We start from the raw sequence: 20289 nt of genomic DNA on the forward strand, positions 1-20289 counted from the left end.
GAGCACATTACTATGAGTCGCAAGCAACTGGCGCTGTTCGAACCCTCTCTGGTCGCACAGGCGCTGATGGACGCCGTAAAAAAATTAAGCCCCCATACCCAATGGCGTAATCCGGTGATGTTTATCGTCTGGCTGGGCAGTCTGTTAACGACCTTGTTAACAGTGGCGATGGCAACGAGCCATATGCAGGGCAATCCGTGGTTTACCGGGGCGATAAGTCTGTGGCTGTGGATTACCGTTTTGTTCGCCAACTTTGCTGAGGCGCTGGCGGAAGGACGCAGTAAGGCGCAGGCTAACAGTCTGAAAGGTGTTAAAAAAACCGCCTTTGCCCGCAAACTTCGCGAACCTAAATACGGCTCGGCCATGGATCACGTTCCTGCCGATGATTTACGTAAAGGCGATATCGTGCTGGTGGAAGCGGGCGATATTATCCCGTGTGACGGCGAGGTGATCGAAGGTGGCGCGTCGGTAGATGAAAGCGCCATTACCGGTGAGTCCGCGCCGGTGATTCGTGAATCCGGTGGCGATTTCGCCTCCGTCACCGGCGGGACCCGCATCCTCTCCGACTGGCTGGTAATCGAATGCAGCGTAAACCCCGGCGAAACGTTCCTCGACCGGATGATCGCCATGGTTGAAGGCGCGCAGCGGCGTAAAACGCCCAATGAGATCGCCCTGACGATCCTGCTGATTGCCCTGACCATTATCTTTTTACTGGCGACCGCCACCCTGTGGCCGTTCTCCGCCTGGGGCGGGAGCGCGGTCAGCGTCACGGTGCTGGTTGCCCTGTTAGTGTGTTTGATTCCCACCACGATAGGCGGGCTGCTCTCTGCGATTGGTGTCGCCGGGATGAGCCGCATGCTGGGTGCGAACGTTATCGCCACCAGCGGACGCGCAGTAGAGGCCGCGGGTGACGTGGACGTACTGCTGCTGGATAAAACCGGCACCATTACGCTGGGTAATCGCCAGGCTTCGGATTTTCTGCCTGCCCACGGCGTGGATGAAAAAACGCTGGCCGACGCCGCTCAGCTTTCATCGCTGGCCGATGAAACGCCGGAAGGCCGCAGCATCGTTATCCTGGCTAAACAGCGCTTCAATCTGCGTATCCGCGACGTGCAATCGCTGCACGCTACCTTTGTGCCGTTTACCGCCCAAAGCCGGATGAGCGGGATCAACATCGACAACCGAATGATCCGCAAAGGGTCGGTTGATGCCATCCGTCGTCACGTCGAAGCCAACGGCGGCCATTTCCCCGCCGACGTGGAGCAGAAGGTCGAGAACGTTGCCCGCCTTGGCGCTACGCCGCTGGTGGTGGCCGAAGGCTCCCGCGTACTGGGCGTGATAGCCCTGAAAGATATTGTGAAAGGCGGGATCAAAGAACGTTTTGCCCAACTGCGCAAAATGGGGATTAAAACGGTGATGATCACCGGCGACAACCGCCTGACCGCCGCCGCGATCGCCGCTGAAGCCGGGGTGGATGATTTCTTAGCGGAGGCCACGCCGGAAGCCAAGCTGGCGCTGATTCGTCAGTATCAGTCGGAAGGTCGTCTGGTGGCGATGACCGGCGATGGAACCAACGACGCCCCGGCGCTGGCGCAAGCCGACGTGGCAGTCGCCATGAACTCAGGAACCCAGGCGGCGAAAGAAGCAGGCAACATGGTGGATCTCGATTCCAACCCCACCAAACTGATTGAAGTGGTGCACATTGGTAAACAGATGCTGATGACGCGCGGTTCGCTGACCACCTTCAGTATCGCCAACGACGTGGCGAAGTATTTCGCCATTATCCCGGCCGCGTTCGCCGCCACCTATCCGCAGCTCAATGCACTTAACGTGATGAGTCTGCATTCGCCGGACTCGGCGATCCTCAGCGCGGTTATCTTTAACGCACTGGTTATCGTCTTTCTGATCCCACTGGCGCTTAAGGGCGTGAGCTACAAACCATTATCCGCCTCGGCGATGTTGCGCCGTAATTTGTGGATCTATGGTCTGGGTGGTCTGGTTGTGCCGTTTATCGGTATCAAAGCAATTGATTTACTGCTGACCCTGCTGGGTCTGGTGTGAGGTTTCAGATGAATGGATTACGTCCTGCATTATCAACTTTGATTTTCCTGATGCTTATTACCGGCGGGGCATACCCGCTGCTGACCACCGCGCTGGGGCAGTGGTGGTTTCCCCACCAGGCTAACGGCTCGTTGATCCGCGAAGATCAGGTTGTTCGCGGTTCTGAACTTATTGGGCAACATTTTACCGCCGCGGGTTATTTTCAGGGGCGTCCGTCTGCGACGGCGGAAATGCCCTATAATCCCATGGCTTCTGGCGGCAGTAATCTGGCCGTCAGCAACCCGGAACTGGATAAACAGCTGCAAAGCCGGATAGCCGCGCTGCGTGCCGCCAACCCGCAGGCAAATCCTGCCGTTCCGGTAGAGCTGGTAACGGCATCTTCCAGCGGGCTGGACAACAACCTGACGCCAGCCGCGGTAGCCTGGCAAATCCCCCGCGTGGCGCAGGCTCGCAACCTCAGCGTTGAAGAGGTCACGCGCCTGGTTGCACAATATACGCAAAAGCCGTTGGTCAGTTTTATCGGCCAGCCGGTGGTGAACCTGGTGGAACTTAATTTAGCGCTGGATAAGCACTGAGAAAAAGGACATGCATAGCGAACCCTTACGCCCCAATCCCGATCGCCTGCTGGAGCAGACCACCGCCCCGCACCGCGGAAAACTGAAAATTTTCTTCGGCGCCTGCGCGGGCGTCGGCAAAACCTGGGCCATGCTGGCAGAGGCCCAGCGGCTGCGGGCGCAGGGGTTAGATGTGCTGATTGGCGTGGTGGAAACCCACGGACGTAAAGAGACCGCCGCGCTACTGGACGGTCTCAGCATCCTGCCGCTAAAGCGACAGGCGCGCCATGGTCGTCATATCAGCGAGTTCGATCTCGACGCGGCGCTGGCCCGCCGTCCGGCGCTCATTTTAATGGATGAACTGGCGCACAGTAATGCGCCAGGCTCGCGCCATCCAAAACGCTGGCAGGACATTGAAGAGCTGCTGGAAGCCGGTATTGACGTTTTTACTACCGTCAACGTGCAGCATCTGGAAAGTCTCAATGATGTGGTCAGCGGCGTTACCGGTATTCAGGTGCGCGAAACCGTCCCCGATCCTTTTTTCGATGCCGCCGACGATGTCGTGCTGGTCGATCTTCCCCCCGATGATTTGCGCCAGCGCTTGAATGAAGGCAAGGTCTATATCGTCGGTCAGGCAGAAAGAGCCATCGAGCATTTCTTTCGCAAAGGTAATCTGATCGCGCTCCGTGAACTGGCCTTGCGCCGCACGGCCGATCGGGTAGACGATCAGATGCGCGCCTGGCGTGGACGTCCGGGAGAGGAGAAAGTCTGGCATACCCGCGACGCCATTTTACTGTGCATTGGACACAATACCGGCAGCGAAAAACTGGTGCGTGCTGCCGCGCGTCTGGCAGCGCGCCTCGGCAGCGTCTGGCATGCAGTGTATGTCGAAACGCCAGCGCTGCACCGACTGCCCGAAAAACAGCGCCGGGCAATCCTAAGCGCTCTGCGGTTAGCCCAGGAGCTGGGTGCAGAAACCGCCACCCTTTCCGACCCTACCGAAGACAAAGCGGTGATCCGTTACGCCCGTGAGCATAATCTGGGAAAAATTGTCCTCGGGCGTCCAACTACGCGTCGCTGGTGGCGCAGCGACTCTTTTGCCGACAAACTGGCCCATCGCGCACCGGATCTCGACCTGATGATTGTTGCGCTCGATGAGCCACCTTCGCGCTCTGTGCCGCAAACTGCAGATAGCCGCACATTTAAGGATAAATGGCGGGTACAAATTCAGGGTTGCGTGCTTGCCGTCGCGCTGTGCGCCATTATTACAGTGATTGCCATGCAGTGGTTGATGGCCTTTGACGCCGCCAACCTGGTGATGATCTATTTATTGGGCGTGGTGGTTATCGCCCTCTTTTACGGACGCTGGCCGTCGGTGCTGGCAACTTTTATTAACGTCGCCAGCTTCGATCTCTTCTTTATTGCTCCGCGTGGCACGCTGGCCGTTTCCGATGTCCAGTACCTGCTCACCTTCGCCGTGATGCTCACGGTAGGGCTGGTTATTGGTAATCTGACCGCCGGAGTGCGTTATCAGGCGCGGGTGGCCCGTTATCGTGAACAACGTACGCGCCATTTGTATGAGATGTCGAAAGCGCTGGCCGTTGGGCGTAGTCAGCAAGATATTGCCGCCACCAGCGAACAGTTTATTGCCTCAACGTTCCAGGCCCGCAGCCAGGTTTTACTGCCCGGTGAGAACGGTAAGCTGGCCCCTCTCACTCATCAACAGGGCATGACGCCGTGGGATGATGCCATTGCCCAATGGAGCTTTGATAAAGGGCAACCGGCTGGCGCAGGTACTGACACGTTGCCAGGTGTGCCGTATCAAATTTTACCGTTAAAAAGTGCTGACAAAACGCATGGGCTGCTGGTGGTGGAACCGGGAAATTTACGCCAGCTAATGATCCCCGAACAGCAACGCCTGCTGGAAACTTTCACCTTGCTTGTTGCCAGCGCGCTGGAGCGCCTGACGCTAACCGCCAGCGAAGAGCAGGCCCGGTTTGCCAGCGAGCGCGAAAGTATTCGCAATGCCTTGCTCGCTGCCCTTTCCCACGATTTACGTACACCGTTAACGGTGCTGTTTGGTCAGGCAGAGATCTTAACGTTGGATCTGGCAAGCGAAGGATCTCCGCACGCGCGCCAGGCCAGTGAGATTCGCCAGCACGTCCTGAATACGACCCGACTGGTTAATAACCTGCTGGATATGGCGCGAATTCAGTCTGGCGGCTTTAATCTTAAGAAGGAGTGGTTAACACTGGAAGAGGTGGTCGGCAGCGCCCTGCAGATGCTGGAGCCAGGACTCTCTGCTCCTATTAATTTGTCGCTACCAGCACCGTTGACGCTGATCCACGTCGATGGCCCACTCTTTGAACGGGTGCTGATTAATCTGCTGGAAAACGCAGTTAAATACGCAGGTCCAGCGGCGCAAATCGGTATTGATGCCAGCGTCGATGGTGAACACCTGCAGCTGGACGTCTGGGATAATGGGCCGGGTATTCCGTCGGGTATGGAACAACAAGTTTTTGACAAGTTTTCCCGGGGAAACAAAGAGTCATCGGTACCGGGCGTTGGACTGGGACTGGCAATTTGCCAGGCGATTGTGGACGTGCACGGCGGTACGATTTCCGCCCATAATCGTGCCCAGGGAGGAGCGAGTTTTCGTGTTACACTGCCCCAGGAAATCCCCCCTGAACTTGAAGATTTTCATGAGGATATGTGACGAACGTACTGATTGTTGAAGATGAACAGGCCATCCGCCGTTTTCTGCGCACCGCGCTGGAAACTGATGGCCTGCGTGTATATGAAGCGGAAACGCTGCAACGTGGTCTGCTGGAAGCTGCCACGCGAAAACCCGATCTCATCATTCTCGATCTCGGCCTGCCGGACGGCGACGGTATTGATTTTATTCGCGACCTGCGACAATGGAGCGCAATCCCGGTAATTGTGCTCTCTGCCCGCAGCGAAGAGAGCGATAAAATCGCCGCCCTGGATGCCGGTGCCGATGACTATCTCAGTAAACCCTTTGGTATTGGTGAGCTACAGGCACGATTACGCGTGGCATTGCGTCGTCACGCCAGCGGCGCATCTCCCGAACCGGTGGTGCATTTTGCCAATGTAAAAGTGGATCTCGCCGCCCGCCTCGTACACCGAGATGACGAGGAAATTCATTTGACGCCGATTGAGTTTCGTCTGTTAGCGGTACTGCTGAATAATGCCGGGAAGGTACTAACGCAACGCCAGTTGTTAAATCAGGTTTGGGGGCCAAACGCCGTCGAACACAGTCATTATCTGCGAATTTACATGGGACACTTGCGCCAGAAGCTGGAACTGGATCCGGCCCGCCCGCGTCATTTTCTGACCGAAACCGGGATCGGTTATCGGTTTATGCCGTGAATCTAAGCCGAATAAAAAAGCCGGATCAGCTTATGCGCGATCCGGCTTTTTCATCATTCATACCGGATCACGACGCTTACGTCTTATCCGGCCTGCGGTTTACGCGTTCTTCAACACTTCACTGACGATCTCAACGGCTTCTTTTTCGATCTGCTTGCGGTGTTCTTCACCCAGGAAGCTCTCGCAGTAGATTTTATAAGCGTCTTCCGTACCTGACGGACGCGCGGCAAACCAGCCGTTGTCAGTCATCACTTTCAGACCACCGATAGAAGCACCGTTGCCCGGTGCCGCCGTCAGACGCGCAGTGATCGGGTCGCCCGCCAGCGTGCTGGCGCTCACCATTTCCGGAGACAGCTTAGACAGCGCCGCTTTCTGCGCGGAGGTCGCGCTCGCCTGCAGGCGGTTGTAGCTTGGCGCGCCAAAGCGAGCAGCCAGCTCATTGTAGTGCTCCTGCGGGTTCTTACCGGTCACAGCGGTAATTTCTGCCGCCAGCAGGCACATGATGATACCGTCTTTGTCGGTCGACCACGGTGTACCGTCGAAGCGCAGGAAAGAAGCCCCCGCGCTCTCTTCACCACCAAAGCCAAAGCTGCCGTCAAACAGACCATCAACGAACCATTTAAAGCCAACCGGAACTTCGACCAGTTTACGCCCTAAATCATTCACCACGCGGTCAATCATCGCCGATGACACCAGCGTCTTACCGACGGCAACGTCTTTGCCCCATTGCGGACGGTGCTGGAACAGGTAGTTGATCGCCACCGCCAGGTAGTGGTTCGGGTTCATCAGCCCTGCCGGGGTGACGATACCGTGACGGTCGTAGTCCGGATCGTTAGCAAAAGCCAAATCGAACTTGTCGCGCAGCGCCAACAGGCCCGCCATCGCGCACTCGGAGGAGCAGTCCATACGGATTGCGCCATCTTTGTCGAGATGCATGAAACGGAAAGTTTGATCAACGTGATCGTTAACGATAGTCAGGTTCAGGTTGTAGTGCTTCGCAATACGTTTCCAGTATTCGATACCGGAACCGCCCAGCGGATCGACACCCAAGGTCAGGCCAGCTTTCTGGATTGCCGCCATGTCGACGATGTCAGCCAGTCCTTCAACAAACGGCTGAACCAGGTCCTGCTCTTTGACATGACCCGATGCCAGCGCAGCGTCCAGCGACATACGCTTCACGCCTTGCAGACCGTCAGCCAACAGGGCGTTAGCCCTGTCTTCCACCACTTTGGTGACGTTGGTATCTGCCGGACCACCGTTTGGCGGGTTGTATTTAATGCCGCCATCTTCCGGTGGGTTGTGGGACGGCGTAATCACAATGCCGTCCGCCAGCGGGCCGCCTTTTTTGTTGTGGACCAGGATAGCGTTCGACACGGCAGGGGTTGGCGTAAAGCCGTTATTTTCCTGCACGATGACGTCAACGCCGTTCGCCGCCAGCACTTCCAGTACAGAGATAAAAGCCGGTTCAGACAGCGCGTGGGTATCCTTGCCCACATAGCACGGGCCAGTAATCCCGTTCTTCGCACGTTCTTCAGCAATCGCCTGAGCGATAGCCAGAATATGCGGCTCGTTAAAACTATGACGACCTGCACTACCGCGATGTCCGGACGTACCGAACTTGACGGCGTGCTCAGCGTTCCCTGCCGTTGGTTTCAGTACATAGTACTGTGCCGTCAGTTGGGCGACGTTAATCAAATCACTCTGTTGCGCAGGTTGACCTGCACGGTTGTGGATTGCCATTGCCTGGTCCTTCTAATGCAAGGATTAAATTGTTCCGCAAACCTTTTCAATCAATTCCGCAGGGAATTGCATTGACTGCATGATGTGCTCAACCATGCTGCATTTACGGCCGGTATTGGTATTGGTGATCACCCAGTACGGCGTGCCTGGCACGTGTTTTGGTTTGGTTTGATTACCATTTTTCAGCAGCGTCTGTTCATCCGCTGCAAAATAAACGCGCGTACGACCATGCAACGATTCTGTTGCTTCGGCGAACGCGTTTTGATCCAGTGAATAGAGTGTAGACAGCACCAGCATAAAGCGATTTACTGCTTTCTTCTGCTCCGCGTATTCGTCGGACAGCAGCAGTTCACGCATGGCGCGCACTTTATCTTTTACGGGGTTAACCGGCTTCGCTTCCACGACGGCTTGCACAGCGCGGACTTCTTTAACTACCGGAGTGACAGGCTGTGATGCGGCGGAAAATTTCAACATACGCCGTAAAATGTCGGATGCGCTCTCGCCGATATGCTTGGTGTGGCTGGCAATATAGCTATAGAGTTCATCATCAACTTCAATCGTTTTCATCTTAATCCAGTGCAGTGTTTAGCTGAATACAAGTTGTTGGGTCAACACGCGTAGTGTAAAGACAAATCCCAACAGCGGATAGCGTCAAGCCTGGTGGCGGGCAAAACTCGGAGTAACCGTAGTTGTTGCAGCCATGTGGCAGAATGGTCAACATGATACCCTAACCCGTGAGTGTGAAAAAAAGAACTTTGCCATGAAATTGAATATCCGAGCGCAATCTGCGCAAAACCTGCACAATAATTCTCCCATCGTCCTGGTTCACGGCCTGTTTGGCAGTCTGGATAACCTGGGGATCCTGGCGCGCTCCCTGGTAGCCGATCACGATATCATCCAGGTTGATATGCGAAATCATGGCCTCTCCCCTCGCTCGCCTGAGATGAATTATCCGGCCATGGCGCAAGATCTGCTGGATACGCTGGACGATCGGCAGATAGATAAAGCGATCTTTATTGGTCACTCGATGGGGGGTAAAGCCGTCATGGCGTTGACCGCACTGGCCCCGGAGCGTGTCGAACGGCTGGTGGCCATCGACATCGCCCCCGTTGACTATCATGTGCGCCGTCACGATGAGATTTTTGCGGCAATCAATGCTGTAACCGATGCGCAGGCCACTTCGCGTCAGCAGGCGGCGAGCGTCATGCGTCAACATCTGCAAGAAGAAGGCGTTATCCAATTTCTGCTGAAATCATTTGTCGACGGCGAGTGGCGTTTTAACGTTCCCGTGCTGTGGGATCAATATCCCCATATCGTCGGTTGGGAGACCATTCCGCCGTGGGAGCACCCGGCGCTGTTTATCCCTGGCGGCAATTCACCGTATGTTACCGAAGCGTATCGCGAACAGCTGCTGGCGCAATTCCCGCAGGCTCGGGCGCACGTTATTGCTGGCGCGGGTCATTGGGTGCATGCAGAAAAACCGGAGGCGGTGCTGCGCGCCATCCGTCGTTATCTGGACGAGCAGGCTAACTGATTAAAAACTCAGCGTCTGCGCGCGATTACGCGCGTGGGCGTTGGCGTGTCCCCCCTGCTGATGTATTATGGCGCGCTATCCATCCGGGCAGACGCCTGGCTGATTGTTTCCCCGAAGTCACCAAGATCATGGCCAAAGAACAAACGGACCGTACGACATTAGATCTGTTCGCGCAGGAGCGTCGCCCGGGACGACCCAAAACTAATCCGCTCTCGCGTGATGAACAGTTACGTATTAACAAACGTAATCAGCTTAAACGCGATAAAGTTCGCGGGCTTAAGCGTGTCGAACTGAAACTGAACGCTGATGCCGTTGACGCTCTGAACGAGCTGGCCGAGGCGCGCAATATGAGTCGCAGTGAACTCATCGAAGAGATGCTGATGGCCCAACTCAGCGCATTGCGCGGTCAGGCATAGTCTGAATTTCTGCTCTAAATCATAAATCGTGTAGCACAGAGTGCAGTCCCGCGTGTTTGCTGTTTCCGCATGCCTGACTGTTCTGCTATGATTGCCCTTATCCGTGGGCAATGCGCCACCACCATTTCAATAAGTTTCAAGAGGTTATTTTACTCATGGCAATCACTGGCATCTTTTTCGGCAGCGACACCGGTAACACCGAAAACATCGCAAAAATGATTCAAAAACAGCTTGGTAAAGACGTTGCCGATGTTCATGACATTGCAAAAAGCAGCAAAGAAGACCTCGAAGGGTATGACATTCTGCTGCTCGGCATTCCAACCTGGTACTACGGTGAAGCGCAGTGTGACTGGGACGATTTCTTCCCTACCCTCGAAGACATTGATTTTAACGGCAAACTGGTTGCATTGTTCGGCTGCGGCGACCAGGAAGATTACGCAGAATATTTCTGCGATGCGTTAGGCACAATTCGCGACATCATCGAACCGCGCGGCGCAACCATCGTTGGTCACTGGCCGACAGCGGGTTATCACTTTGAAGCGTCCAAAGGTCTGGCTGACGACGACCACTTTGTCGGTCTGGCTATCGATGAAGATCGCCAGCCTGAACTGACCGCTGAGCGCGTAGAAAAATGGGTTAAGCAGATCTCTGAAGAGCTGCACCTCGACGAAATCATCAATGCCTGATTTCGTGCGGCGCAGATTTCCATCTGCGCCGCATCAATAGATAAAACCAATCAAAATAATTGCTACAAATTTGTAACTTTTTCGTCTGACCCTGTACAATGGCTGGATGCCAATCGGGTGTTGCACAGTGTGTTTGTCGGCGATACCACGTTTTGATTAACAATATATGCCAGAGACTTGCAGTTTTCATTTAGCCATGGCAGTTCTATAATGAATCGCATTATCTCAAGTGCAATTTCTGTCACTTCTGTTAATGAAGTGAATCGTTTAGCTACAGGACAGATTCCGCATGACTGACAACAATACCGCATTAAAGAAGGCTGGCCTGAAAGTAACGCTTCCTCGTTTAAAAATTCTGGAAGTTCTTCAGGAACCGGATAACCATCACGTCAGTGCGGAAGACTTATACAAACGCCTGATCGATATGGGTGAAGAAATTGGTCTGGCGACCGTGTATCGCGTGCTGAACCAGTTTGATGATGCCGGTATCGTGACCCGCCATAATTTTGAAGGTGGTAAATCCGTCTTCGAACTGACTCAACAGCATCATCACGATCACCTCATCTGCCTTGACTGCGGCAAAGTGGTCGAGTTCAGCGATGATTCCATCGAAGCCCGCCAGCGTGAGATTGCGGCTAAACATGGCATTCGCTTAACTAACCATAGCCTCTATCTTTACGGTCACTGCGCCGAAGGCGATTGCCGCGAAGATGAGCACGCCCACGACGGCAAATAATGTAATGCTTTCTGAAAAGCCAACCCTCCGGTTGGCTTTTTTTATGGGCGTTACCTGCCCTTTTCCCCTTCCCTCCGCTCCTGTGTTGCTTTAATGTAAAAATCAATTGCCCCTTCCGGAGAGTCGAAATGGAACTTCGCCAGCTACGCTATTTTGTGCGCATTGTAGAAACCGGCAGCATGGGTAGCGCGGCGCTCGATCTCAATATCGGGGTTTCGGCACTCAGCCAGCAAATGTCGCGTCTGGAAAACGAACTCGCTATTCGCCTGCTGCAGCGCACCTCGCGAGGCGTGTCGCCGACCAGCGCCGGACTGGCTTTTTACTCCCAGGCGCAGCTGGCGCTCCGTCACGCAGACGATGCGATCCTCGCCGCACGAGAGTCCCGGCTTTCCGGGCACGTCAGCGTCGGTATGGCTCCCAGTACCGCTTCCGTTCTCGGTATGCCTTTTATTCACGCCATGCGGGAAAGCTATAGCGATGTTCGCCTGCACGTGGTGGAAAGTCTCTCTGGTAATCTGGAACGGATGATTAATACCCGCCAGATTGATCTGGCTGTGGTGTTTCAAAAAGAAAAGATCCTGCGCTGGAGTGCCAGACCGATTCTCGAAGAACGGCTGTTTTTGATTGGGACCCATACCCTACTGGCTGATATTGCCGATGACAATATTGCGCCTGCCCAACTGGCGAGTATTCCATTGATAATGCCAAGCCCTGGCCACGGTCTGCGCGGCAGGCTGGAGGCAATTAGTCAGGAACACGCGCTGAACATTGAGATCGCTACAGAAATTGATGGTCTGGCGCTGCTGATGCGCGCCGTGCGCAGTGGCATTGGCGCCACTCTTCAACCCGGAGCGGCGATTTCCCATCTCGATAAAGAGACGCTAAGAGTGATCGGCGTCCATAATCCGATACTTAGCCGCCCCAACTTTCTGGTCAGTCTCTCTGACGATGAACTTACCCCGGCAGGCCTCGCCGCCCGTGTGGTACTGACGAAAGTTATGCATCAACTGGTGGAAGCCGGAAGCTGGCCAGGTGCCATCCTTTACAATAACTAAAGCCCTCTTTAGCGCTACGTCATAGCGCCCGCACAAGCCGTACGTATACATTTCAATTACAAATTTAACAATTAGTTAAATGGTAATGGAGTATACGATGGTTGATGTTCTGGTGATTGGCGGTGGCAATGCTGCCTTATGCGCTGCCCTTACCGCCCGGGAGCAAGGCGCTTCCGTTTTACTACTCGAAGCGGCTCCCCGGGAATGGCGTGGGGGAAATTCCCAACACACGCGTAATCTGCGCTGTATGCATGATGCGCCGCAGGATGTGCTGGTGGAAAGCTATCCGGAAGAGGAGTTCTGGCAAGACCTGCAGCGCGTCACAGAAGGAAAAACCAACGAAGCCCTGGCGCGTCTGGTGATCCGTACCTCATCACATTGCCGCGACTGGATGCGCCAGCACGGCGTCAATTTTCAGCCTCCACTCTCTGGCGCTTTACACGTGGCACGAACCAACGCTTTTTTTATGGGGGGCGGTAAAGCTCTCGTGAATGCCTATTATCGCAGCGCAGAAAAGCTGGGCGTACAAATCCGCTATAACACACCGGTGCAGGCGCTTGAATTGCACAACGGCGAGTTCGTGGCAGCGTTGGCAGGCGAAGAGCGCATCACCGCTAAGTCCTGCGTGCTTGCCGCGGGCGGGTTTGAGTCTAACCGCGAATGGCTACGAGAAGCGTGGGGAGAGAACGAGCGCGGCGAATGGCCCGCGGATAACTTCCTGATTCGCGGTACGCGCTTTAACCAGGGCGTACTGCTCAAATTTATGATGGATGCCGGAGCCGACATTATCGGCGAACCCTCCCAGTCACACTGCGTAGCCATTGACGCCAGAGCGCCATTATATGACGGCGGGATTTGTACACGCGTGGACTGTGTTTCGCTCGGCATAGTCGTCAACCGTGACGCTGAGCGTTTTTATGATGAAGGCGAAGATTTCTGGCCGAAACGCTACGCCATCTGGGGACGTCTGGTCGCTCAACAGCCAGGGCAGATTGGTTACTCCATCATCGACAGTAAAGCCATCGGCCACTTCATGCCTCCGGTCTTTCCTGGCGCACAGGCCAATACGCTGGCAGAGCTGGCCCTTCAGTTAGGACTGGATGCCGAACGCTTTACTCACACCGTGACGGAATACAACAACGCCTGCCAGCCCGGCCAGTTCGACCATACCGTTCTGGATAACTGCGCCACCAAAGATTTGCTACCCGCGAAAACGCACTGGGCACGACCGCTGGACCAGCCGCCATACTACGGCTATGCCCTGCGGCCAGGGATCACCTTCACCTATCTCGGGTTAAAAGTGAACGAGCGCGCTGCCGTTCACTTTGCCGGGCAACCAAGCCGTAACCTGTTCGTCGCCGGAGAGATGATGGCAGGCAACGTGCTGGGCAAGGGTTACACCGCAGGTGTGGGCATGTCAATCGGCACAACCTTTGGCCGTATTGCCGGAAAAGAAGCCGCGCTGGCCGCACGTAAGGAGACTCGTCATGAGGCAGCTTGAGAAACTGATTATCGAAGCGCAAATTATCACTGAACCGGAAGCGGAAGTTGAACGCGTGATGCAGGTCTGCAATGCCTGTCGCTATTGTGAAGGATTTTGCGCCGTGTTCCCGGCCATGACGCAGCGCCTGGAATTCGGTAAAGCGGATATCAATTATCTGGCAAACTTGTGCCATAACTGCGGCGCTTGCCTGCACGCGTGTCAGTATGCCCCACCTCATGAATTTGCCATCAACGTACCGAAAGCGATGGCGGAAGTCCGGCTCGAAACCTATCAGCACTACGCGCAACCCGCCGCCTTTGGCGCGCTTTATCGTCGCGCAGGCGTCACCGTGACGCTGGCGCTGGTTTTCGGTCTGATCCTGTTTTTACTTCTCGCCATCGGTTTGAAAGGTTCACTATTCCATCCTCCGCTGGCTGGGGATTTCTATCAAATTTTCCCGCATAACCTGCTGGCCTGGATGTTTGGTTCGGTCTTTATTCTGGCGATCGGTTTGCTGATGGCGGGCGTGATCCGCTTCTGGCGCGAGATCTCTCCGGGTATGCCGCGTTCCGCCGAGATTGCTGAAGCCTCACACGATGCGCTGACGCTGAAATATCTCGATGGTGGCCACGGCAAAGGGTGTAACGAAGCGGATGATGCCTTCACCCTGATGCGCCGCCGTTTCCATCACTTCACCTTCTACGGTTTTATGCTCTGCTTTGCCGCCACCGTGGTCGCAACGGGCTATCACTACTTTGCCGGCATAGAAGCGCCCTATCCGTTCTTCAGCGTTCCGGTGATGCTGGGCACGTTGGGTGGCATTGGCCTGGTTGTCGGCCCGGCTGGCTTGCTATGGCTCAATCTCAAACGCTCACCGCTACATGGCGACGCAAGGCAGAAACCGATGGATCGCGGTTTTATTTTGCTGCTGCTGCTGACCAGTCTGACCGGTCTGGCGCTGCTGGCGGGAAGAGACACTTCATGGATGGCTATTTTACTGGCCATTCATCTCGGTGTGGTCATGGCGCTTTTTCTGACCATTCCTTACGGAAAATTTGCCCATGGATTTTACCGCTGCGCAGCCTTACTCAAGTGGGCGATTGAGAAACGGCGCGGCAAACAGGCGGGGGTCACAGGCGACTAACCCGCAAACTCTTACCTCTATAAATATTATGATAAGACAGTGGAGCAAACCCAATGACACAACAACCATCGCGCGCCGGAACTTTCGGCGCAATACTGCGGGTAACCAGCGGTAATTTTCTCGAACAGTTCGACTTTTTTCTGTTCGGTTTTTACGCCACCTATATCGCCAGGACTTTCTTTCCTGCGGAGAGTGAATTTGCCGGGCTCATGTTGACCTTCGCAGTATTCGGCTCGGGTTTCTTAATGCGACCGGTTGGGGCAATCGTGCTGGGCGCTTACATCGACAGAATTGGTCGCCGCAAAGGACTGATGGTGACGCTGGCGATTATGGGCTGCGGTACCCTGCTGATTGCCCTGGTTCCCGGTTATCAAAGTATTGGCCTGCTGGCTCCTGTGCTGGTATTAGTCGGTCGATTATTACAGGGCTTCTCTGCGGGCGTGGAGCTGGGCGGCGTCTCGGTTTATCTGTCTGAAATCGCCACGCCTGGCAATAAAGGCTTTTACACAAGCTGGCAGTCCGCCAGCCAACAGGTCGCGATTGTGGTAGCGGCATTGATTGGTTACGGCCTGAACGCCACGCTGGGGCACGATGAGATCTCTGAATGGGGTTGGCGCATTCCTTTCTTTATTGGTTGCATGATTATTCCTTTGATCTTCGTCCTGCGCCGTTCGCTTCAGGAGACCGACGCATTTTTACAACGAACACATCGGCCCGACACCAGGGAAATTTTCACCACTATCATCAAAAACTGGCGCCTCATTGCTGCGGGTACGCTGCTGGTAGCGATGACCACCACCACGTTCTATTTCATTACCGTCTACACCCCGACCTACGGCAGGGCTGTACTCCACCTGAGCGCGCGCGACAGCCTGGTAGTCACCATGCTGGTCGGTATTTCTAACTTTATCTGGCTGCCGATTGGCGGGGCAATTTCTGACCGAATTGGTCGTCGTCCAGTGTTGATGGGGATTACCGTACTCGCACTGATCACCACCTGGCCGGTAATGCACTGGCTCACCGCCGCACCAGACTTTATGCGCATGACGCTGGTCCTGCTTTGGTTCTCGTTCTTTTTTGGGATGTATAACGGGGCAATGGTAGCCGCACTCACCGAGGTGATGCCGGTCTATGTGCGTACGGTGGGCTTTTCACTGGCATTCAGTCTTGCCACGGCGATTTTTGGCGGCCTAACGCCGGTCATATCCACAGCGCTGGTTCAGCTCACCGGGGATAAAAGCTCACCAGGATGGTGGCTGATGTGCGCGGCACTTTGCGGACTCGCCGCCACGGCAATGCTGTTTGTGCGGCTGAGTCGGGGTTATCAACCGGTGGAACATAAGCTCTGAAAAGCAAACGGGCGGAAAAATTCTCCGCCCGTTGTATTTTCATTTTTCGATTTACTGCGCAGTATTCTTGCTACGAATTTCCTGCCAGACTTTGTTGCAATCAGCATTAACAGACTGATCGTTACCCGTGCGCGTGGCCTGGATACACTGCTGATAATCCAGTACGCGTACGCTTTCTTCATTGGCAAACTGCTGGTGCTGCTTTTCTTTCTTCAGCACATTCAACACGCTTTGGCAGGCTTCTATTTTCTCCGGCGATCCTTGCGCGGTATTAATACACGCGCTGTAGGCTTCTTTCAGACGGCTGTCTTCTTTCGGCGCAGGGGATTGTGCACAAGCCACCAGCCCTGATGCCATAACGGCGATGAGTATCAGTTTTTTCATAACACTTTCCTCAACGATGCGGCAGGCGCCAGGCCTGCCGCTGTTGGCATTAGAAGATGGTGAACGGAGCAATAACGATGAATTTCACGTCACGCTCATCCTGGAAGATGTTGCCGTAACCACCGCCCCAGCTCGGAATATCTGAATGGTTGTCGTACTGGGTGAAGTGCAGTTTAAACATGGTGCCCTTCGCACGACCGTCCTGCAGGGTATAAACCGCATCCAGGCTGTAAGAAGACTCTTCGATAGTCCGGTTTTTGTCGTAGTACGCATCCGGGTTGAGCTGCCAGGTAGAAGGTTTGGCATCCCATGCGTAAACGTAGGACGCGCCCACTGCCCAGCCCGGCAGGTTCCAGTTCTTCAGGTCATACATTGCGCCGAAGAAGACTGCCTTTTCGCCGTTGGCGTTGAAGTCGGAACGGTTATCCCACCAGACATCAAGGCGACCGTTGGATGAGGCGTAGGTCGGCGTCATACGTTGCAGGAAGTAACCCTGCTGCCCGTCCGCTTTAACCCAGGTCCCTTCCAGACGCAGGTCAACCACTTCCGCCACTTTGTAGCCGAAGGTCAACGCCTGCAGCCAGGCCGTACCGTCATAAATATCGTTCACGGTGCGGTCATCAACTTTGTCACGCGCGCCGTAGAACTGGTAGCTGGTGGTAAACGGGTTACCGCCTAAATCGAATTTGTAGCTGGCTTTTGCGAAGTACTGATCGACGTAGCCTTCAGACTGACCAAATGCCGCTTCCAGCAACAGGTTATTTTTGAAGTCATATTTCGCGCCGATTGAGTGCAGGTAATCTACGCTGGTCTTTTTATCAGCCTGATAGAATTTATCGACTTCGGTGTGCCACGGTGCTTTATATTCGTTGGCCCACATATAGGAGAAGCTCAGTGCACCCGCATCACCATAGTCGAAGTTGGCACCGGCTTCAGCACCCTGATAGGTCCCTGGCATAAAGCTCCAGTGCGGAGCCAACAGAGTCTGTCCGGTTGGTTGAATGTAACCGGCACGCGCCCAGGTTGGGCCGTATTTAAATTTGGCTGCTGCTTTATAAAGACTAATTCCGCTTTTATCGCCGGAGTAATCTTCGTCATAGCCTTTATTTTTTGAAGAGAATGCGATTTCGTTTGGATGGCCGCTTTCGCTACTTTCGTTCATTTCAATAGCGGTGAATGCTGCGATATCAATACCAAACATATCGGCCGCATAACCGGACTGGAAGTCGAGGTTAGCGTTCCAGGTGGAGTGAGAAAGGTTGGTTTTGTATTTGTCATGATCGGTCACATCTTTACGGTCACGCTCACGCTGCCAGTAATAGATGCCGCCGGTTAAAGTGGAATCATCAATGAAACCTTCGGCGTGTACCTGGGGAGCAACAACAAAACCCGACATTGCTGTGATACCGGCGATAGCCAGCGCCAGCGTACTACGTTTGCCACTAAACGTACGCATATGTTAATCCTCTTTGACGTATAACCCTTCGTCTTTCAAGCCGCATCTGCGTTGGCTTTCCTCGCTCATCCCAGTCACGTACTGATGTACGCTCCCGGGAATTCGCTGCGTCGCCGCCTTGATGCAACTCGAAATCCATTGGGTATTAAATGCTGCCGATAAAAGCGGTCAGCGAAAAAACAAAAATTAAAAAAGTAGCGCTAAGAAAACCTCAGTGACTACAATGAATAGACTATTTTTCGCGACGCGAATTATCAATCTCTTTCTGTAACGAGTATGTAATAGTATGAGCAACCGCACATATTTCATTGCTTTCTGTTACATTTTCATTGGGAGATAAAAAAGCGTTGAGAAAATGAAAAAAAGGCTTGTTTTCCATGGAGATGAAATCGGTTTCAGCCCATTTCATATTGAGGTAAGTTATTTAAACGCAAAAACATTCAGCCAATCCATTATTACAGACATGTAATTAATTCGCTCCGCAAACGGAGCCTGGCGCACGGTTTTTTTGCGAAAAAAAACGCCGCATGAAGCGGCGTTTAGACAGGATATGAGGCAGCTTATTCGCCCACTTTAGCCCACGTATCACGCAGACCAACGGTGCGGTTAAACACCAGCTTGTCAGCCGTTGCATAGCGGCTGTCGAGGCAGAAGTAGCCTTCACGTTCAAACTGGAACGCCTTGCCTGCAACCGCGGCCTGCAGTGATGGCTCGCCGTAGCCGTGTTTAATGACCAGCGACTCCGGGTTGATGACGGACAGGAAATCTTCCGCCGCACCTGGATTTGGTACGCTAAACAGGCGGTCGTACAGACGGATTTCAATCGGCAGCGCATGGGACGCGCTTACCCAATGAATAACGCCTTTTACTTTACGACCATCGGCTGGATCTTTGCTCAGAGTGTCCGCATCGTAAGTGCAGAAAATGGTGGTGATATTCCCTTCCGCATCTTTCTCTACACGCTCGGCCTTGATCACGTAAGCGTTACGCAGACGTACTTCTTTGCCCATCACCAGACGCTTGTACTGCTTGTTGGCTTCTTCACGGAAGTCTGCGCGATCGATCCAAATTTCACCGCTGAACGGCACTTCACGGCTGCCCATTTCCGGTTTATTCGGATGGTTAGGCATGGTAACCAGCTCGCTTTCGCCCTGCGGGTAGTTTTCGATAACCAGTTTCACCGGATCGATAACCGCCATCGCGCGCGGGGCGTTTTCATTCAGATCTTCGCGAATACAGGATTCCAGAGAAGCGATCTCAATGGTGTTGTCCTGCTTGGTCACGCCAATACGTTTGCAAAACTCACGGATAGCGGCGGCGGTGTAACCACGACGACGCAGACCAGAGATCGTTGGCATACGCGGATCGTCCCAGCCTTCAACGTGCTTGTCAGTCACCAGCAGATTCAGCTTGCGCTTGGACATCACGGTGTATTCCAGATTCAGGCGCGAGAATTCGTACTGGCGCGGATGAACCGGAATAGTGATGTTGTCCAGCACCCAGTCGTACAGACGACGGTTATCCTGGAACTCCAGCGTACACAGTGAATGCGTAATGCCTTCCAGCGCATCGCTGATGCAGTGGGTAAAGTCGTACATCGGGTAGATGCACCACTTGTTGCCGGTCTGGTGGTGTTCGGCGAATTTAATACGATACAGCACCGGATCGCGCATTACGATAAACGGCGAAGCCATATCGATTTTCGCGCGCAGGCAGGCTTTACCTTCTTCAAAACCCCCGGTACGCATTTTTTCGAACAGCGCCAGGTTCTCTTCGACGCTACGATCGCGGTACGGGCTGTTTTTGCCAGGCTGAGTCAACGTGCCACGGTATTCGCGGATTTCGTCCGCTGACAGTTCGTCAACGTATGCCAGACCTTTATTAATAAGCTCTACCGCATAGGCGTGAAGCTGATCGAAGTAATCCGAAGAGTAGCGAATATCGCCAGTCCAGTGGAAACCTAACCATTCAACGTCGTTTTTAATCGACTCAACGTACTCGATATCTTCTTTAACCGGGTTCGTATCATCAAAACGCAGGTTGCACTGGCCCTGGTAATCTTGCGCAATGCCAAAGTTCAGACAAATGGATTTCGCGTGGCCAATGTGCAGATAGCCATTTGGCTCCGGCGGAAAACGTGTATGGATAGTGGTGTGCTTACCACTGGCCAGATCTTCATCGATGATCTGACGAATAAAGTTACTCGGGCGGGCTTCAGCCTCACTCATCGTGGATTCCTCAAAGCGTAAACAACGTATAACGGAACATGATCTTATAAGCGACGTCAGGAGACAACTATTA

At 54.1% G+C, this 20289-nt stretch carries 18 protein-coding genes; 13 read left to right on the plus strand and 5 right to left on the minus strand.

Translation table 11 applies throughout. The features are described 5' to 3' along the window. Positions 1-12: 12 nt before the first annotated feature. Genes kdpB through kdpE form a run of 4 tightly spaced genes read left to right on the plus strand, consistent with a single transcriptional unit; the run spans position 13 to position 6005 of the window. On the plus strand, positions 13-2061 hold the full coding sequence (gene kdpB, locus OGV80_RS18650) for a potassium-transporting ATPase subunit KdpB (protein WP_087053022.1): 2049 nt from the start codon (positions 13-15) through the stop codon (positions 2059-2061). A gap of 8 nt (positions 2062-2069) precedes the next feature. Further along, the gene (gene kdpC / locus OGV80_RS18655) at positions 2070-2636 is read left to right on the plus strand and encodes a potassium-transporting ATPase subunit KdpC (protein ID WP_087053023.1); all 567 of its coding nucleotides are present in this window, start codon (positions 2070-2072) and stop codon (positions 2634-2636) included. Positions 2637-2646: 10 nt separating this feature from the next. After that, positions 2647-5331: a two-component system sensor histidine kinase KdpD gene (gene kdpD / locus OGV80_RS18660; protein WP_087053024.1), complete on the plus strand. Its 2685-nt coding sequence runs from the start codon at positions 2647-2649 to the stop codon at positions 5329-5331. Continuing rightward, positions 5328-6005 carry a two-component system response regulator KdpE gene (kdpE, locus tag OGV80_RS18665; RefSeq protein ID WP_087053025.1) on the plus strand — a complete coding sequence of 226 codons (678 nt, stop codon included), beginning with the start codon at positions 5328-5330 and terminating at the stop codon, positions 6003-6005. Before kdpD ends, kdpE begins: the two co-directional genes overlap by 4 nt. Before the next feature lie 99 nt (positions 6006-6104). On the opposite strand, the gene pgm is transcribed toward kdpE, so the two are convergent. After that, positions 6105-7745 carry a phosphoglucomutase (alpha-D-glucose-1,6-bisphosphate-dependent) gene (gene pgm / locus OGV80_RS18670; RefSeq protein WP_016152262.1) on the minus strand — a complete coding sequence of 547 codons (1641 nt, stop codon included), beginning with the start codon at positions 7743-7745 and terminating at the stop codon, positions 6105-6107. Between the two features lie 24 nt (positions 7746-7769). Continuing rightward, complete coding sequence (gene seqA, locus OGV80_RS18675) at positions 7770-8312, minus strand: replication initiation negative regulator SeqA (RefSeq protein WP_016152261.1); 543 nt, start codon at positions 8310-8312, stop codon at positions 7770-7772. Between the two features lie 193 nt (positions 8313-8505). Between seqA and ybfF the strand changes: the two genes are divergently transcribed. The 9 genes from ybfF to OGV80_RS18720 all read left to right on the plus strand — a co-directional run bounded on the left by ybfF (position 8506) and on the right by OGV80_RS18720 (position 16148). Then, a complete protein-coding gene (gene ybfF, locus OGV80_RS18680; protein WP_043017865.1) occupies positions 8506-9279 on the plus strand; it encodes an esterase in 774 nt (257 codons plus the stop codon). 128 nt (positions 9280-9407) lie between these two features. Next, on the plus strand, positions 9408-9695 hold the full coding sequence (ybfE, locus tag OGV80_RS18685; protein WP_043015591.1) for a LexA regulated protein: 288 nt from the start codon (positions 9408-9410) through the stop codon (positions 9693-9695). A gap of 155 nt (positions 9696-9850) precedes the next feature. Further along, a complete protein-coding gene (gene fldA, locus OGV80_RS18690; protein ID WP_003022839.1) occupies positions 9851-10381 on the plus strand; it encodes a flavodoxin FldA in 531 nt (176 codons plus the stop codon). Between the two features lie 210 nt (positions 10382-10591). Continuing rightward, complete coding sequence (locus OGV80_RS18695; protein WP_049259739.1) at positions 10592-10678, plus strand: ryhB-regulated fur leader peptide; 87 nt, start codon at positions 10592-10594, stop codon at positions 10676-10678. Next, positions 10671-11117 carry a ferric iron uptake transcriptional regulator gene (gene fur / locus OGV80_RS18700; protein ID WP_003022836.1) on the plus strand — a complete coding sequence of 149 codons (447 nt, stop codon included), beginning with the start codon at positions 10671-10673 and terminating at the stop codon, positions 11115-11117. The genes OGV80_RS18695 and fur overlap by 8 nt, the downstream gene beginning before the upstream one ends. Positions 11118-11245: 128 nt before the next feature. Further along, complete coding sequence (tcuR, locus tag OGV80_RS18705; protein ID WP_087053026.1) at positions 11246-12172, plus strand: tricarballylate utilization LysR family transcriptional regulator TcuR; 927 nt, start codon at positions 11246-11248, stop codon at positions 12170-12172. A 97-nt stretch (positions 12173-12269) separates the two neighbouring features. Continuing rightward, positions 12270-13673, plus strand: coding sequence for an FAD-dependent tricarballylate dehydrogenase TcuA (gene tcuA, locus OGV80_RS18710; RefSeq protein ID WP_286515493.1), 1404 nt, complete (start codon positions 12270-12272; stop codon positions 13671-13673). Continuing rightward, positions 13660-14799 carry a tricarballylate utilization 4Fe-4S protein TcuB gene (gene tcuB, locus OGV80_RS18715; RefSeq protein WP_043015588.1) on the plus strand — a complete coding sequence of 380 codons (1140 nt, stop codon included), beginning with the start codon at positions 13660-13662 and terminating at the stop codon, positions 14797-14799. Before tcuA ends, tcuB begins: the two co-directional genes overlap by 14 nt. A gap of 53 nt (positions 14800-14852) precedes the next feature. Continuing rightward, complete coding sequence (locus OGV80_RS18720) at positions 14853-16148, plus strand: MFS transporter (RefSeq protein ID WP_286515496.1); 1296 nt, start codon at positions 14853-14855, stop codon at positions 16146-16148. Positions 16149-16199: 51 nt separating this feature from the next. On the opposite strand, the gene OGV80_RS18725 is transcribed toward OGV80_RS18720, so the two are convergent. The 3 genes from OGV80_RS18725 to glnS all read right to left on the minus strand — a co-directional run bounded on the left by OGV80_RS18725 (position 16200) and on the right by glnS (position 20216). Further along, on the minus strand, positions 16200-16532 hold the full coding sequence (locus OGV80_RS18725) for a ChiQ/YbfN family lipoprotein (protein ID WP_047412664.1): 333 nt from the start codon (positions 16530-16532) through the stop codon (positions 16200-16202). A 49-nt stretch (positions 16533-16581) separates the two neighbouring features. After that, positions 16582-17988 (minus strand): chitoporin ChiP, encoded by a 1407-nt coding sequence (gene chiP, locus OGV80_RS18730; RefSeq protein ID WP_047412667.1) that lies wholly within the window; start codon positions 17986-17988, stop codon positions 16582-16584. A gap of 560 nt (positions 17989-18548) precedes the next feature. Next, entirely contained in the window at positions 18549-20216 is a 1668-nt protein-coding gene (glnS, locus tag OGV80_RS18735; RefSeq protein ID WP_043015584.1) for a glutamine--tRNA ligase, read from the minus strand. Positions 20217-20289: the final 73 nt, after the last annotated feature.

This window comes from Citrobacter sp. Ce119 (genome assembly GCF_030334525.1).
Classification (GTDB): domain Bacteria; phylum Pseudomonadota; class Gammaproteobacteria; order Enterobacterales; family Enterobacteriaceae; genus Citrobacter; species Citrobacter europaeus.

What these genes read in the sequence shown, in the direction of transcription:
- kdpB (WP_087053022.1), top strand. Translation starts at nt 13, where the DNA reads ATGAGTCGCAAGCAACTGGCGCTGTTCGAACCCTCTCTGGTCGCACAG.
- kdpC (WP_087053023.1), top strand. Translation starts at nt 2,070, where the DNA reads ATGAATGGATTACGTCCTGCATTATCAACTTTGATTTTCCTGATGCTT.
- kdpD (WP_087053024.1), top strand. Translation starts at nt 2,647, where the DNA reads ATGCATAGCGAACCCTTACGCCCCAATCCCGATCGCCTGCTGGAGCAG.
- pgm (WP_016152262.1), bottom strand. Translation starts at nt 7,745, where the DNA reads ATGGCAATCCACAACCGTGCAGGTCAACCTGCGCAACAGAGTGATTTG.
- seqA (WP_016152261.1), bottom strand. Translation starts at nt 8,312, where the DNA reads ATGAAAACGATTGAAGTTGATGATGAACTCTATAGCTATATTGCCAGC.
- ybfF (WP_043017865.1), top strand. Translation starts at nt 8,506, where the DNA reads ATGAAATTGAATATCCGAGCGCAATCTGCGCAAAACCTGCACAATAAT.
- ybfE (WP_043015591.1), top strand. Translation starts at nt 9,408, where the DNA reads ATGGCCAAAGAACAAACGGACCGTACGACATTAGATCTGTTCGCGCAG.
- fldA (WP_003022839.1), top strand. Translation starts at nt 9,851, where the DNA reads ATGGCAATCACTGGCATCTTTTTCGGCAGCGACACCGGTAACACCGAA.
- OGV80_RS18695 (WP_049259739.1), top strand. Translation starts at nt 10,592, where the DNA reads ATGAATCGCATTATCTCAAGTGCAATTTCTGTCACTTCTGTTAATGAA.
- fur (WP_003022836.1), top strand. Translation starts at nt 10,671, where the DNA reads ATGACTGACAACAATACCGCATTAAAGAAGGCTGGCCTGAAAGTAACG.
- tcuR (WP_087053026.1), top strand. Translation starts at nt 11,246, where the DNA reads ATGGAACTTCGCCAGCTACGCTATTTTGTGCGCATTGTAGAAACCGGC.
- tcuA (WP_286515493.1), top strand. Translation starts at nt 12,270, where the DNA reads ATGGTTGATGTTCTGGTGATTGGCGGTGGCAATGCTGCCTTATGCGCT.
- tcuB (WP_043015588.1), top strand. Translation starts at nt 13,660, where the DNA reads ATGAGGCAGCTTGAGAAACTGATTATCGAAGCGCAAATTATCACTGAA.
- OGV80_RS18720 (WP_286515496.1), top strand. Translation starts at nt 14,853, where the DNA reads ATGACACAACAACCATCGCGCGCCGGAACTTTCGGCGCAATACTGCGG.
- OGV80_RS18725 (WP_047412664.1), bottom strand. Translation starts at nt 16,532, where the DNA reads ATGAAAAAACTGATACTCATCGCCGTTATGGCATCAGGGCTGGTGGCT.
- chiP (WP_047412667.1), bottom strand. Translation starts at nt 17,988, where the DNA reads ATGCGTACGTTTAGTGGCAAACGTAGTACGCTGGCGCTGGCTATCGCC.
- glnS (WP_043015584.1), bottom strand. Translation starts at nt 20,216, where the DNA reads ATGAGTGAGGCTGAAGCCCGCCCGAGTAACTTTATTCGTCAGATCATC.